The 14,280-nt window shown below is 65.6% G+C and carries 15 protein-coding genes and 1 pseudogene; 5 read left to right on the top strand and 11 right to left on the bottom strand.

All coding sequences use genetic code 11. The features are described from left to right. The 5 genes and pseudogenes from ABFP37_RS18785 to ABFP37_RS18805 form a co-directional block, all read right to left on the bottom strand. A pseudogene (locus tag ABFP37_RS18785) lies at positions 1-231 on the bottom strand (MFS transporter); the annotation flags it as partial. Between the two features lie 115 nt (positions 232-346). Next, positions 347-973 carry a hypothetical protein gene (locus ABFP37_RS18790; protein ID WP_347034517.1) on the bottom strand — a complete coding sequence of 209 codons (627 nt, stop codon included), beginning with the start codon at positions 971-973 and terminating at the stop codon, positions 347-349. A gap of 415 nt (positions 974-1,388) precedes the next feature. After that, entirely contained in the window at positions 1,389-1,640 is a 252-nt protein-coding gene (locus ABFP37_RS18795) for a hypothetical protein (RefSeq protein ID WP_347034519.1), read from the bottom strand. 50 nt (positions 1,641-1,690) lie between these two features. Continuing rightward, the gene (locus tag ABFP37_RS18800) at positions 1,691-2,380 is read right to left on the bottom strand and encodes a hypothetical protein (protein ID WP_347034520.1); all 690 of its coding nucleotides are present in this window, start codon (positions 2,378-2,380) and stop codon (positions 1,691-1,693) included. A 123-nt stretch (positions 2,381-2,503) separates the two neighbouring features. Beyond that, positions 2,504-4,894: a LuxR C-terminal-related transcriptional regulator gene (locus tag ABFP37_RS18805; RefSeq protein ID WP_347034521.1), complete on the bottom strand. Its 2,391-nt coding sequence runs from the start codon at positions 4,892-4,894 to the stop codon at positions 2,504-2,506. 1,036 nt (positions 4,895-5,930) lie between these two features. Between ABFP37_RS18805 and ABFP37_RS18810 the strand changes: the two genes are divergently transcribed. From ABFP37_RS18810 to ABFP37_RS18820, 3 genes are all read left to right on the top strand, one after another. Further along, positions 5,931-6,137 carry a ribbon-helix-helix protein, CopG family gene (locus ABFP37_RS18810; RefSeq protein ID WP_267278892.1) on the top strand — a complete coding sequence of 69 codons (207 nt, stop codon included), beginning with the start codon at positions 5,931-5,933 and terminating at the stop codon, positions 6,135-6,137. Next, positions 6,134-6,502 carry a Fic family protein gene (locus ABFP37_RS18815; protein ID WP_347034522.1) on the top strand — a complete coding sequence of 123 codons (369 nt, stop codon included), beginning with the start codon at positions 6,134-6,136 and terminating at the stop codon, positions 6,500-6,502. Before ABFP37_RS18810 ends, ABFP37_RS18815 begins: the two co-directional genes overlap by 4 nt. Positions 6,503-7,302: 800 nt before the next feature. Continuing rightward, positions 7,303-7,665, top strand: coding sequence for a hypothetical protein (locus ABFP37_RS18820; protein WP_347034523.1), 363 nt, complete (start codon positions 7,303-7,305; stop codon positions 7,663-7,665). Between the two features lie 11 nt (positions 7,666-7,676). On the opposite strand, the gene ABFP37_RS18825 is transcribed toward ABFP37_RS18820, so the two are convergent. From ABFP37_RS18825 to ABFP37_RS18850, 6 genes are read right to left on the bottom strand one after another with little or no spacing between them, the layout of a single operon-like run. Further along, positions 7,677-7,916: a hypothetical protein gene (locus tag ABFP37_RS18825; protein WP_347034524.1), complete on the bottom strand. Its 240-nt coding sequence runs from the start codon at positions 7,914-7,916 to the stop codon at positions 7,677-7,679. Beyond that, positions 7,901-9,694: a cytochrome c oxidase subunit I gene (gene ctaD, locus ABFP37_RS18830; RefSeq protein ID WP_347034525.1), complete on the bottom strand. Its 1,794-nt coding sequence runs from the start codon at positions 9,692-9,694 to the stop codon at positions 7,901-7,903. Before ctaD ends, ABFP37_RS18825 begins: the two co-directional genes overlap by 16 nt. Further along, positions 9,691-10,425, bottom strand: coding sequence for a class I SAM-dependent methyltransferase (locus tag ABFP37_RS18835; protein ID WP_347034526.1), 735 nt, complete (start codon positions 10,423-10,425; stop codon positions 9,691-9,693). The genes ctaD and ABFP37_RS18835 overlap by 4 nt, the downstream gene beginning before the upstream one ends. Then, complete coding sequence (locus tag ABFP37_RS18840) at positions 10,422-10,676, bottom strand: hypothetical protein (protein WP_347034527.1); 255 nt, start codon at positions 10,674-10,676, stop codon at positions 10,422-10,424. Before ABFP37_RS18840 ends, ABFP37_RS18835 begins: the two co-directional genes overlap by 4 nt. A gap of 17 nt (positions 10,677-10,693) precedes the next feature. After that, positions 10,694-12,433 (bottom strand): SulP family inorganic anion transporter, encoded by a 1,740-nt coding sequence (locus ABFP37_RS18845; RefSeq protein ID WP_347034528.1) that lies wholly within the window; start codon positions 12,431-12,433, stop codon positions 10,694-10,696. Next, entirely contained in the window at positions 12,430-12,816 is a 387-nt protein-coding gene (locus ABFP37_RS18850; protein ID WP_078028938.1) for a metalloregulator ArsR/SmtB family transcription factor, read from the bottom strand. The genes ABFP37_RS18845 and ABFP37_RS18850 overlap by 4 nt, the downstream gene beginning before the upstream one ends. A gap of 356 nt (positions 12,817-13,172) precedes the next feature. Here ABFP37_RS18850 and ABFP37_RS18855 point away from each other — a divergent pair, with 356 nt between their 5' ends. Together ABFP37_RS18855 and ABFP37_RS18860 are read left to right on the top strand one after the other, a co-directional pair. Then, positions 13,173-13,634, top strand: coding sequence for a hypothetical protein (locus ABFP37_RS18855; protein WP_347034530.1), 462 nt, complete (start codon positions 13,173-13,175; stop codon positions 13,632-13,634). A 151-nt stretch (positions 13,635-13,785) separates the two neighbouring features. After that, positions 13,786-14,106 (top strand): DUF6278 family protein, encoded by a 321-nt coding sequence (locus ABFP37_RS18860; RefSeq protein ID WP_347034531.1) that lies wholly within the window; start codon positions 13,786-13,788, stop codon positions 14,104-14,106. Positions 14,107-14,280 lie beyond the last annotated feature (174 nt).

The raw sequence follows: 14,280 nt of genomic DNA on the forward strand, positions 1-14,280 counted from the left end.
AACGGCGCCGATGATGAACGGGATGCGCCAGCCCCATTCGCCCATCTGTTCCGGAGTCAGCATGCGCTGGAGCAGGATCATCACGAGGAGTGCGGACAGTTGGCCGATCACGATGGACACGTACTGGAAGCTGGAGAAGAACCCGCGGCGCCCCGGCGTGGCGACCTCGGAGAGGTAAGTGGCGCTGGATCCGAACTCACCACCGACGCTGAGACCCTGCAGGAGACGGGAGTCGCCCGCACCAGGCGCTTCCGGATGATTCAGTGCGACCGCCGCAGTGCTGCCGACCGCTTCCCGAACCTTGGGAACCGAGCTGTCCGGGGTACCTGAGTGAACTAGACCAAAATTACGCCCGTTGCCGGGCCCGAGCCGCGGTCTGGTCGGCGTTTTCGAGAGAGATGTTCCGGAGCATCCAGGTGGCCAGCCATGTAACGGCCACGGCCAGTCCGATCAGACCCAGCTGCAGCACAGTCTCCGGAAATATAGTCCGCAAGGCGATGGGAATGGCACTCCCGGTGTAAAGGAGGATCGCCCCCTTCGGCACACCCGATGTGCGCCAGAGCGCCACCATGAAGACTACGGTGCCGAGTAGGAACAGCACCGACACCGCTGTCAGGGCGGTACCGAGCGGGCCCGAGCGCAACGTCATGATTACAGCTGGGTCAACGTAGGGAAAGACAAGGTTGAGCACAAATTCCACCCCGACGAGCCCGGCCAGCGACGTTACGGTGAGCAGGGCACCTGAGGCGGCCAGCGCACCGGTTTTGCGCGAAACAAGCAGGTAGATACCAATCACCAGTCCGATGGCGGCGAGTTGGGCGACGGGTGCGGCCAGCTGTGTGAAGGGCGACGTAGGGATGATTCCGGCCCGTTTGGCCGCGTTCACCACCAATATGGCTCCTGCGAGATATCCCGCGAAGGCGAAGATCTGAATGAGTACTGCAGGTAGGAATACCGGAATTTTAGAGGGCATCTGAGGCTCTTGTCTGTTTGGGTATTGCGGGAAATAACGAGTGCTTCAACATTCGTCATGATCCGGTGTGGGTGCCGGCGACAATTGGAAGCTACCGGCGTGGGTGGTGACCCGGCATCACCATCCGTGGTGATTAATGAGGTGAGCGCATTCTCGTGGGCGATGGGTGCGGGGGATGACGATCGGGTAGCGACCGTTCCAATGACTATGGAGCCTGATTGCCTGGGCACGTACACGACAGGGCGCTGGTCGTCATGGCTCGCGGCAGGTACCGAGCGGAGCAGCTGAACCACGGAAAGGGGACCTACCTCAGGTGCTGGAGTCAGGAAAAATGCGGTTCTGACGCTCCGCATCATTTGCCGACCGCCCAGTTCCCTTGCGGCGGTCCTCATGATCGCTATCGTCCCGAGTTTGGTTAAGAGTCTCGCCTTGCCAGGCAATGGCTTTCGCTGCCGATTGGGTCCGTTGCGTCGATGGGTTCCACGGAAATCAGGGGGATGCCGAGGTCCCGGATCTTCGCGCTGACGATGTGCCCGGCCACGGGCACAGGTGAGGCCGTCACAGGGACGTTTTCCCGGACGAGATGGGGTCCGCCGGCCAACCCGATAAGCCGGAGTGAGCCGCCTGCGGCGGGAATCATGACGAGGGCGACCAGTGCGAACGGCACCCACGCCATCGATCGCATCGACCAGGCAGGGCGCGCCGCCCTGTCCATGGTCACTTGGCGCCGGCCGGGTTGAGCGGGCGACTTGCGTCCTGGGGCAGGGAGCGAATGGCGCCGGCGCGCTGGTCCCGCCACAACGAGTATCCCAGGCCCACCATTGCGATACCGGTGGGTATGGCGAACAGCCTTTCGTTGACCTGCGGCAGCAGGGGGATGGCCAGGGTAGCCACGGAGCTGGCGGCGAGTAGCACGGCGGCCCAGCGGGCGAGGACCTTGGCGCGGTAGAGCCCTATCCCGAACAGGACTCCGCCGCCGAGGAATGTGGCCGCGGACGCGAGGTTAAGGGCTTGCATCAGCCCGATGTCTCCGCTGGCGTGCCCGCCCGTAAACACGGCGAAGACGTCGTTGACGTATTCGGGTGCAGTGTGGGCAAGAGTCGAAAAGACAACGGCCCCGATCACTTCAACGCTCGTCATGATGAGATAACCGGCGCCGAACACGAGGTACCCGATCAGGCCCAGCACTCCGGCCTGCTTCACTTGGCGAAGGTACATCCCGGTGATGCCGGCCAACGACAACCCGGCCATGAGCACCTTCAGGCTTTGGCGGACCGTGTACTCGGTGGTTGCGGCGAACTCCGCATCCAGTGGGGGGTGGTTGATTTGGACGCCGATGAACAGGAGGCCTGCCGCGACAGCGGACAGGCCGGCCGCCCGGGTGAGGTTTGTGGTGGTGATGGGCATCTTGGTCTCCTGGGTCTGGGTTTCCGCATCGGGGCGTCGCGGGATGATTCAAACCTAGGGAAGGGCTGGGTGAGCAGGCATCACCCTATGATGTGACTGACAGGGTGAGATTTGCTTTGCTGGTTATGTGAGGCCCCGTTCGCGCGCCTGGCGGACCGCGGCCTGGCGGGTGGTGACGGCGAGCTTCGTAAAGATGTGCTTGGTGTGGGTTCGGAGCGTGTTGGGTGAGATGAATAGCGCCTGGGCGATCTCCGGGCCGCTCAGTTCGCTGTCCAGAAGCCGGAGTATCTGCAGCTCGCGCCGGCTCAGCTTCTCTTCTGCCGAGGAAATCAGCCGGTCCCCCTGAACAGGGGCCTGGGCCGTGGGCGACGCAGCCAGGGTCAGCAACCGCCGGGGGTGGTCGGCGGCGATTCCGTGGTCGGCGGCATCACGCAGCAGCTCCAACACCGGGGCCCCTTCGGCTAAGAAGAGCCCGGCATAGCCTGCAGGTTCGGGTGACTCCGCGAAAGCCCGGCCAAGGAGCCCGCGTGCCTGTGCCCGGTGTCCCTGAACGGCCTGGGACAGAGCCTGCAGCATGCGGATCTCCACCATGCTCCCGGCGCGTCCGCCTGTCTCTGCGGATTCGAGCAGTCGCCCCAACAGGTCATCAGCTTGCTGAGGCGTGCCGTCGTCGGGGTGGTCCCGGTACCCGGCGATGAGCAGCCGCACGAGCGTGAGGTGGTCGAACTCGCTCAGGTAGCTGACGTCATCCGTTACACACACCCCTCGGTCCTGTGCCCAGCCGGCGGCTTCCGATATCTTGCCTTGGACGACCCAGATCCTGGCTCTCATCGCCCCGATCGGCTGCACCTCCGGAAAGAATCCCGGCCGGTAGAGCTGCTCGGCCTGGCCAAGCAGGCTGATGGCCTCGTCCAGCCTTCCCTCGGCACGGGCAGCCAGCGCCCTCGCCACGAACCACCGGTAGCGGCTCTCGGTCATCGGTGCCCGTTCGAAGAACTCACTGGCGGTCGTGAGGTGCCGCGTCGCGGCTGCGAAGTCTCCAGCCTCCCGGTCAACCTCACTCAGCCCCACATGCAGCTCGGCGGTTGCCCGGGCGACCGGGCCGCCCTGGGCCTCGGCCAGCTGCAACGCATCCTGGTAGAGTCGCCGCGCCTTGCCGGGCCGGCCTGCCACGAGCCACATGTCAGCGAGGACGACGGTGCTGCTGAGCGCGTCAAGGAGGTTGCCGGATGCGTGCAGGCTCGCCACGGCCTGGGTGAACGTCTGCAGCGCCGACGTCAACTCCCCGTTCGCCCACGCGGCCAGCCCGAGAAAGGCCGCCGCAGTGCCGCGCGCAAGATGGTCGCGGGGGCCGGCCAGGGCGAGGGCGTGCCGGGCGTGCTCGGACGTTCCGGTCGCATCGCCGCGTGCCTGGGCAAGGGAGGCGCGGTAGACCGCGATGGTCGCCGGCAGCGTCCGGAGTTCATCGGTGACGGCCCAAGGCGGCGCGGTCCCGGACGGGACCGCGGCCAGTGCGCGTTCTGCATCCTGAAGGCGCGGCTCCACCCCGTGGAGGTCACCGGAGACCATCAGCATGAATCCGTAGAAGACACTCAGCACCGGGCTGTACCGCACGGCCTCTGCGGGGAGCGCCTTCAGCCAGCCGAACAGGACCGCCTCCTGCCGGTTGCGTCGGATTATCGGCACGGCCAACTCCACCAGGCGGGCCGCCCGGCTAAAGTCCTGGGCTTCCAAGGCATGCCTGACCGCCTCTTCCATCAGGTCCTTGCGCTCGTACCATGCACTGGCGCGCTGATGCAGCCCCGGCATCAATTCAGGCTCTTCGTTGAGCAGACGCGCAAGCAGCACATCGGCGAAGAGGTGGTGGTAGCGGTACCATTCCCGTCGGTCATCCAACGGGACGATGAAAAGGTTGGCCCGCTCCAGTGCCGTGAGCATCTCGGTCCCGTCTCCGCGGCCCGTCACAGCATCGCAGAGCGGCCCGCTGAAACGGTCGAGAACGGCTGTCAGTAATAAGAAGGCGCGAACCGACTCGGGTTGATGCTCGAGTACCTCCTCGACCAGGTAGTCGACGATGTACCGGTCGGTACCGGCGAACCCAGCAATAAAATCGGAAACGTCCTCGCGCCCCTGGAGCGAGAGCGCTGCGAGCTGCAGCGCCGCTACCCAGCCCTCAGTGCGCTGCTCCAACGCCGCGACGTCCACGGCGGAAAGATCCAGTCCTGCCACCTCATTGAGGTACGCGGTAGCCTCCTCGGACGTAAAACGCAGCTCCGCTGCACGGACCTCGACAAGCTCTCCGCGCACCCGCCATCGGGACAACGGCAGCTCGGGGTCCGCACGCGTGCTGATCACAACGTGGACGTTTGACGGAAGGTGGTCCAGCAGGAAGGCCACCCCGTTGCCGACATCGTGACTGTCAACGAGGTGGTAATCATCGAGCACCAACCAGACTTCAGCCGGCGCAATTGCCAGATCGTTCAGCACGAACGTGAGCACGGTCTGGATCGACATGTCGGAAGGAGCAATGAGCTCTAAGACAGATGGCCCGACCCCAGGCACTGCAGTTTGCAACGCGGACACAATATAGGTCCAAAATGACGCAGGGTCACTCTCGGCGGCGTCGAGCGAAACCCACGCAAGACGACGGTCGTCCGCCTGCATTCCGCCCAGCCACACGGCAAGGAGCGTTGTCTTACCGAACCCGGCCGGAGCAGACACCAGCATCAATCGTGACTCTGCTCCCTGACGCAGGCGATCCAAGAGCCGCGTGCGCGTCACAATATGGCGCCGCACTTTTGGGATGAACAGCTTCGATGCAATCAGCGGACGTGCCATACGAACCCCGTTCCAAGGCGCACAACAAATCGGGAAGGCGCGGCCATCCTGTACCCAAACTGCAGTCGTGGCCACGGATGGTCGGCAAGACTGTCCTCCGCGTTCCTTAGAACAATACGCCTCACCGAAGTCGCTTTCGGCGGCAACCCCGTTGTCACCGCAGCGAAGGTCGTCATGGCCACGTGCCTTCATGTGGTTTCGAGGTCCTAATCTGCCCCACGTCGCCGCCTGTGGCCGAATCATTGGCGGGTCCTCGCTCGTTCCGAAAGGCGCGCAACGAAGCCACGGCGCAAGCGTAGCCGGTCTCGATATATCTGTAGCACTGAGCATCCAACAAGAGACGGCAATGACAGGTTTGGAAAGATCTATAGATGCGCATTCTTGTCATTGGTCTTGGAGTGACCGGAGGCTCCTTCGGTGCCCGGCTCGCAGATGCCGGCCGTGAAGCGAGGTGAGTCCCGTCTGATCGTCAGCTTGACGTAGTCAGCGATATCAGTTGTTGGCAGAGGCGAGTGAAGGCGCGCCGGCCTGATGTGTAGGGGAGTGGGGTCAACCTTCCATGTGGCAGTTGCGGTGGAGCTGGTCTGGGCTGGGTTGAATGCGGAGGCATTGATGGAGATGTGCTCCGGCAGGCAGACCGCAGTTCAGGCTTTTTTGCAGAGTGGATATGGTTGCAAAGGCCAGCGTGGTACTGGTTTGGTACCATGATTTTATGGCTATGAATCTGCGTGTTCCCGAAGACCTGGATCGGCGATTGGACCAGCTCGCTGCCGAGGAACACACCTCGAAGTCTGCGTTGCTGCTCCAGGGTGCAGAGCTTGTGCTGCAGCGTCATCGGCGCAGGCGTGACATTGGCGAGGGTTTGGATTTCGTCATGAGCCATGACGCGGAGCTCCTGACGCGCCTTGAGGATGCGTGACTGCGTACCTCGAGATAGAGGATGCGTTGCAGGTCGTTGACCGGTACGGGTTCCATATCCGTGACATCGGGCTCCTGGCCTCGGCTTTGGCCCGGCCGGCAACGACGGTCTCGGGTGCAGAGGCTTATCCGCAGCTGCCGATGAAGGCGGCAGCCCTGCTGGAGTCGGTGGCGCGGTTTCATCCGCTGATCGATGGCAATAAACGCACGGCGTGGACGCTGATGGTTCTGATGCTCTGGATCAACGGCTACCGGCATGACTTCAGCACGGATGCGGCATTTGACGTCGTCGTCGGTGTCGCCGCCGGCGATGTCCCACTTGAAGTCAGCGCCGGGCTGATTGCCACGCATCTCGTCAGTCGCTAGCTAGACGCCGGGTCCGCGGGCTTTGCCGGTTGGCTGCTTCCTGGCCTGTCATGTGAGTCTGTGCCGGGGGGCATGAGGTGATTGAAGGGGGTGGCACAGACTATGAACATCCGGGAAGCTGGTCAGGACGCTGGGCAAGCTTCTGGCTCTTTTGCGGCGTCCCGACGGTCTCGGGCATTGAAACCGCAGAACTGCCTCAAACTGAGCAAAATCTGTCAGGACAAAGAGGGACTGCCTCCCGTTGTTGCGGGGTGCGGTCGTTGGTCTGAGAGCTTTGGGGCGGCCAATTTGGGGTGTGTACATTGTGCACATTTCGGGCTTGGGATCGGCTCGTATGTGGGTCGGATCGGGCCGGATTCCGCATGTTTCCACGGGGGCTCAGTGTTTGCGGGTGATGGAAGACAGTTCGAGTCCCACCTCGGGCACAGTGTTTCCGCAGGTCAGCAGGGTTTCGACCCCCACACAGGTCACGCGCCTATTCATAGGGACATACTCTCCTGCTGTTCCCGCTAGGAGAACGACTCGGGCAATGTTGACGCGTGCTCGTGACCTATTACAGGGATTAGCTGCTGAAACTTTACGAGCGCCTAATGGGCAACTGAAGAAAATTGAGCCAGACCGAACCGTGATTGGAAGACGTCCTCCGGCCTGGCCGGAGCAAGACCCTGAACGGCACGGTCCGCGGGTCGGGGGATGTGGTTCGGCCTTCATGCACAACCTAATGCACTACAGAGGCGTTCCTATCCGGCTGAGGAGGACGAGGTTAGAACCACAATTACCTTGGTACCGAACACATCCTCTTGGGTCTGATCCGCGAGGGTGAGGGTGTTGCCGCCAAGCTCTTGAGTCCTTCAGCATTTCGCTCGACGGCGTCCGCGAGCAGGAACAGGAGATCATCGGCCAGGGCCAGAAGGCGCCCTCCGGCCAGATTCCCTTCACCCCGCGGGCAAAGAAGGTGCTGGAGGTGTCTGTGCTCCGGGCAGGTTGGTGATGACCTGGACCGAGTAGGCGGCAAGGAACACGGCCGCGGCGAGCAACGGCCATTCCGACACCCGGCGCCAGGGCCTGTTGGGGGTCGGGGCCGGGTCGACCCGACGCCGCAGCACACGGGCGGCGCCCCGGTCCCAGGGGACCGGACCGGACGTCGCTGCCTGTCCCGGTAACGGGAGGGGGCTTACGAGTCGTGTACCGCGTGGCCATCCTCCGCGGAGGGGGCGACCCTGCGCCTGCGGAGCGCGTCGAAGAGTTCACTTAGGCTCATGTTGGCCGCCGCCGCGACCTCTTCCGGGGGAATCTGCGCCGCCATTGCCTTGCACAGGGCCTGGACGAGGGCCTCGTGGGCCTGGTCGGTCTGCACCTGAAGCATTTCCAGGTCAGCGGACGCGGACCAGAGACTAGTCAGATATTGGTCCACAATTGTCCTACTTTCTGTGAAGCGCAGACGGCCCAAGGGGCGTCAGGGTCAGTCATTGGATCCGGGGAACGAACATCACGGACTCCAATATCCGCGGCGCCGAGGGCGGCCGCTGCCGGCGAATGCGTCGTTTCGTGTTCGCGGACCCGTAGTTCGGGGTGGTGCAGGTCCAGTGCGGGGCGTTCGGAGCGGATCCGCGGCAGGGAAGTGAAGTTGTGGCGCGGCGGCGGGCAGGACGTGGCCCACTCCAGTGACGCCCCGAAGCCCCACGGGTCATCCACTTCGACCTTCTCCCCATTGCGTGCGGTGATGAAGACGTTCCAGAAGAACGGGATCAGGGAGGCGCCCAGGAGGAAGGACGCGCCGGTGGAGAACTGGTTCATCCAGGTGAAGTTGTCCTGGGGCATGTAATCCGCGTAGCGGCGGGGCATGCCTTCGACGCCGAGCCAGTGCTGGATCAGGAAGGTGCCGTGGAAGCCCAGGAACAGCATCCAGAAGTGGATCTTGCCCAGGCGTTCGTTGAGCATCTTGCCGGTCCACTTCGGCCACCAGAAGTAGAAGCCGGCGAACATCGCGAACACCACGGTGCCAAAGACGGTGTAGTGGAAGTGTGCCACCACGAAGTAGGTGTCGGAGACGTGGAAGTCCAGCGGCGGGGAGGACAGGATGATGCCGGTCAGGCCGCCGAAGAGGAACGTGACCAGGAAGCCCAGGCTCCACAGCATCGGGGTTTCGAACGTCAGGGAACCGCCCCACATCGTGCCGATCCAGTTGAAGAACTTCACGCCCGTGGGCACCGCGATCAGCATGGTCATGAAGGCAAAGAACGGCAGCAGCACCGAGCCGGTGACGTACATGTGGTGCGCCCACACGGTCACGGACAGGGCGCCGATGGAGATGGTCGCATACACGATGCCCTTGTAGCCGAAGAGGGGTTTGCGGCTGAAGACCGGGAAGATCTCGGAGGCAATGCCGAAGAACGGCAGCGCGATGATGTACACCTCGGGGTGGCCGAAGAACCAGAACAGGTGCTGCCAGAGGATCGGGCCGCCGTTTTCGGGGTCGAAGATGTGGGCGCCGAATTTCCGGTCCGCTCCCAGGGCGAACAGCGCCGCAGCCAGTGGCGGGAAGGCCATCAGGACCAGGATGGCCGTGATGAGCGTGTTCCAGGTGAATATCGGCATGCGCCACATCGTCAGGCCGGGGGCGCGCATGCAGATGATGGTGGTGATGAAGTTCACCGCCCCCAGGATCGTGCCGAACCCGGACAGTGCCAGGCCGAAGACCCACAGGTCACCGCCGACCCCCGGGGTGAAGGTGGTGTTGGACAGCGGAGCGTACGCGAACCAGCCGAACGACGCCGCACCCTGGGGAGTGATGAACCCGGAGATGGCGATGGTCGAACCGAAGAGGAAGAACCAGAACGCCAGGGCATTCAGCCGCGGGAACGCGACGTCAGGGGCACCGATCTGCAGGGGCATCATGACATTGGCGAACCCGGCGAAGAGCGGGGTGGCGAACATGAGCAGCATGATCGTGCCGTGCATGGTGAACAGCTGGTTGTACTGTTCCTTGGTCTGCAGGATCTGCATGCCCGGCTCGAAGAGCTCGGCGCGGATGAGCAGGGCCATCACCCCGCCAAGGCAGAAGAACGTGAAGGACGCGATCAGGTACATGTACCCGATGGTTTTGTGGTCTGTGGTGGTGATCCAGCTGACCACGATGCGGCCCTTGGACCGGGGAACCACTGGGGCGGGGAGGGTGGTGCTCGTGGTCATGACGGGACCTTACGATCGGTGTTCTTGGCGGGCAAGGGTGCGTTGAAGGACGGGATGTCCGCAGCAGCCCTGGCCGGGCTGCGGGCCAGGACGACGCAGTCCAGCGCGGGGCGGCGGTCCCCGGGAACGGGCCTGGACCGGGACTCGGCTGTGGCGACCTGGAGGCCGGCTGCCCTGGCCCACACGGCGACTTCGGTGCCCTCGTGCAGCATGGAGGCCCGAGGTCCAGTGGTTCCTTCGCGTGGGTCGGCGGGATCGTGGCCGATAAACAGGAAGATTCCACCGGGGGCGAGTGCTTGGGCGGCGCGCGCGATGACGCGTTGGAGGTCTGGTCCAGGCAGGTCCAGGAAGGCTGCCAGGACCAGGTCCAGGCTCCCCGGGGCCGGATTGTGCGCCGTGACGTCGGCCACCGACCAGGTGATCAGGCCGGTGACACCCTCGGCGAAGGCACGCTCCCGCCCGATGGTCAGGGCTTCGGTGGAGAAATCCATGGCACGCACGTGCCAGCCCCGGCCGGCCAGCCACACTGCGTGGCGGCCGTCCCCGGATCCGAGGTCCAGCGCCCGCCCGGGGGCCAGTCCGTTAAGTGCCGAGCGCACGGACGAGCTGGCAGGGGCCCAGCCGTAGTCCGTTTCGGCGTACCAGCGGTTCCACGCTTCCGCGCCCGCGGGGTAGCCGGGCCGTCCCCGTGCGTGCTTCCACGCAGGCAACGGCATGCCGTCCACGCTCACCGCCGGCTCCTGCCCGGGCGCAGCGCTCCGGCGGGCCCGCCGCCGTTGCGCTGCCGGAAGGCGGCGATCCCGGCGGGGATGCCGACGGTGGGGCCGGTCAGTACCACCGCGGCCAGCCAGGCCGGGTTCGTGGGCCCGGCGAGAAGTGCCGGGCGGTCGAACAGCAGAAGGGCCGCGAGACTGAAACCCAGGAGGTACTGCCGCACGTGGTCCCGTTGGGGCCTGGATTCCAGGGTGGCTGGTGACGGCAAAGGTTGCTCCTAATCATTCATCGGACCGTGGTGTTGCGGGGCGTGGCTGTCGCGCCCGGGCGACGGACGGGGTCCCGGCCGGCGTCGGATTCCTTGTCCTGTGCCCGATGTTCTGCGGTACGGGCGGCCCGGGCGCGGGCGACGTGGCTGCGGGCGTGTTCCACGGCGGGGGGCAGTTCCGCGAACAGGTGTTTGTGGTGGCGCAGCGATTCCAGCACGCCGACCTTGGTGACCAGGGCCAGGTGGCGCTCCTGGATCCCTTTGATCAGCACGGTGATCCCGCGGCGTTCGAGGGCATTGACGATGTCGGTGATGACCCTGGCCCCGGTTGCGTCGAGGACCTGGAGCTGTGACATGCGGATGATGACGACGTCCACGTTGCGGATCGCGCTGACCCGGTCCAGGACGCGCTCGGCGGCAGCGAAGAACAGGGCCCCGTCGAGGCGGAAAACGGCGATGTGTTCGTCCCCGTCCTGGACCGGACCGGGGATCTCTTCGCGGTGCACGCCGCTGGACTTGACCAGGGTGCGCAGGGCGAAGAAGGAGGCGACGGCGATGCCGATCGCCACGGCCTCGATCAGGTCGAAGGACACGGTAATGAGCGCGGTGACAAAGAACACCACGGTGTCGGCCCGGGTTGACCCGATCACGCTGCGCAGCGTGGCCAGGGAGACCATACGCGTGGCGGTGACCATCAGGACCCCGGCCAGGGCCGCAAGCGGGATCCGCGAGACCGGGCCCGTGGCCAGATACACCACGCCCAGCAGGACCAGGGCGTGCGTGACGGCGGCCAGCCGCGTCCGGCCGCCGGAGCGGATGTTCACCGCGGTGCGGGCGATGGCCCCGGTGGCGGGCATGCCGCCGAAAAACCCGGAACAGACGGAGGCCAGGCCCTGCCCCAGAAGTTCCCGGTCGGCGTCGTAGGGGCCGGTATCGGAGATCGCCGCGGCAACCCTGGCCGAGAGCAGCGATTCGATCGCCGCCAGTGCCGCGATGGTCGCCGCCGGCCCGGCCAGGGCAGCCACGGCGCCCCAGTCCAATGACGGTATGACGGGTGCGGGCAGTGTGTCGGGAAGGTAACCGATCCGGGCCACCGGAAGGTCCAGCACCTGGGCGGCGATGCTGGCGATGATGATGGCGATGAGGGAACCGGGGATCTGCGGGTGGATCCGGGGTGCGGCGACCATGATCGCGGCGACCAGGACCACCAGTGCCAGCGGGGCCAGCAGGGCGGAGGGGGACATCGTGGCGAGGCCCTGGACGGCCGAGACGGCGGCGTTGCTGCTCGGTCCGGCTTTGACGCCGAAGGCGGCCGGGACCTGCTGGAGGAAGATGATCATGGCAATCCCGAGGGTGAATCCCTCGATCACCGGCCAGGGCAGCAGGGTCACGACCCGGCCGAGCTTGAGCACACCGGCGGCGACGACGATGACCCCGGCCAGGACGGCCACCGCGGCCAGGGCCCCGGCGCCATGGGTTGCGATGACCGGACCCAGGACCACAACCATGGCCCCGGTGGGACCGGAGACCTGGATGTTGGAACCGCCGAAGACGGCGGCGATCACGCCGGCGATGACGGCAGTAATCAGTCCGCTGGCCGCACCGGCGCCGGAGCTGACCCCGAAGGCCAGCGCCAACGGGAGGGCGACGATGCCCACGGTGACCCCGGCGATGAGGTCCCCTTTCCACGTGCGGGGCAGATCTGCATAGTCCCTCCGGCCGGGCAGAAGCGCCCGGGCCGCGGTCAGGGCCTTCATCGTGTGCTGCCTATGGTGTCCCCTGCCGCCACGGGGGTGGCTGTGCCCGAGTACTCGAGCTGCTCGCGGGTGGTGTGCAGCATGTCGTTCAGCAGCAATCTGGCCACCGCGAGAAGGTCCGCGATCTGGGGATAAGCCAGCGAGTAGAACATCTGCAGCGCCCTGCGTTGGCCCTTCACCAAGTTATAGCGCCGCAACACCATCAGATGCTGGGACAGATGGGAGGCCTCCAGCCCGGTCGCGGCAAGCATGTCAGTAACCGACACCTCCGGCGCCGCCGAGAGCAGCTCCAGGACCCGGATCCTCACCGGGTGGGCCAGGCCCTTGAAAAGGTTGGCCTTCACCTCATACAAGGGTGCCCGGAAATCCGAGAATTCTTCCATGTCTGCCTCCCGGCCGATCACAATAAGCTCATAGTTGACTATTTTATAGATCCATCATCCAATATAACAGGGGGCGGAACATTCCGTCCCGGCCGGACCCGGGCTTTCCGGGACCCGACCTACACACCACGCCGGCCCGGGGCAAATCCGCACGCTTTCGCCCGACCGGGGAAAGGGGCGCCAATGCCCTGCCCGACGAAGATCCCGGCGGCCGCCACGGCCCGTCGGATGACAGAGGCCCGGCACTGGCGGTCCCGTCCCCGCGAAACGGGCGGCCCGCAGCGCGCCGCGGCCTTCAGACCCGCCGCCCGGACACATCCCGCACCGTCCGGGCAGCGGCCGGGGGAGCGGGCGGCATGATGCGGCCACCGACAGTGCCCGCGCCGGACCGGTCCGCGCCGCTTCCTGCCCCCGCGCCTCCGGCTCCGCTCATCGCTGAGGTGTCGGTGGACACCTCCGGCCCGGCCCTGCGCGTGGAATTAACTCTGCGGAACGGGCCGCCTGGCAGGGGAAGCTACCTGGTCGGGCTCCGTGCCGGCGACGGGGGACGGACCACGATCAGGCACCTCACGGTCAATCTCCGTGGCGGGCGGGTCACGAGCCTGTCCACCTACGATTTCGGGACCAGCACCCGCACACTGCACCCGCGCGGCGGAGCGTCCTGCGCCGGTATGTCCGTCACGGCGCTCTTCCCGCGGGCCTCCCTGGCCGGGCTGGGGGAGGATCGCTGCATCACCGCGTACAGCTCCCTCAACGGACAGGAACTCCAGACATGGATTCCCCTCACCCGGTTGGTGACGGGAGTCCCCAGAGCATGAGCGGACAGCCCGCGGATTTTTGCCGGCGCAACCCGGGTACCGGCACCGCCCGGGACTATGCAATCTTCTTCACCAGGGAACCGGCAGCCGGCGCCGCTGCCATGGAGCAACAACTCGATGCCCATCTGGGGCAGTGCAGCAGCCTCCGTCAATGGACCGCGGCCCGCGGCGCAACGCTCACCGACACCGCGCCGGGGATCGAAGCACTCGAGGACTCCTCGCCGGGCCGGACAGGAACCGGCCCGCGCCATGGCGCCTCAGGGTCGAAACCGGGCTCTTCCTCGGCACCGTCCTGGTCCGAAACGTCCCTGCGGCCCAGTGGTGGCTTCTTCCCAACGGCCACCCCGTCGTCCGCCTGGCCGAAAACACCGACCTGGACGTCATCGCCCTCGCCCGGGCGCGCCTGGAAACCGGCGCACCGGACCTGCGGACCGTCCTGCCCTACGCCCAAAGCCTGACAACGACACCCTAGATGCCCGCTGACCGCATCCCTGCCGTCGCCGGTCATGGCAGGCCCGCGGCACGGATACCGGGGATGGCACTGCGCATCTGCCGCGTCAGGTTCCGGCTCCCATCGGGTGATCTGCCGCAGCTCCGCGTCAAGGGGCGCTGAGCCGTCTTCAGGCGTCTCTGCCGTCCGCCCGTG

Origin of the sequence: Burkholderia sp. RS01, from assembly GCF_039748055.1 — a bacterium.
Taxonomy (GTDB): Bacteria; Actinomycetota; Actinomycetes; order Actinomycetales; family Micrococcaceae; genus Arthrobacter.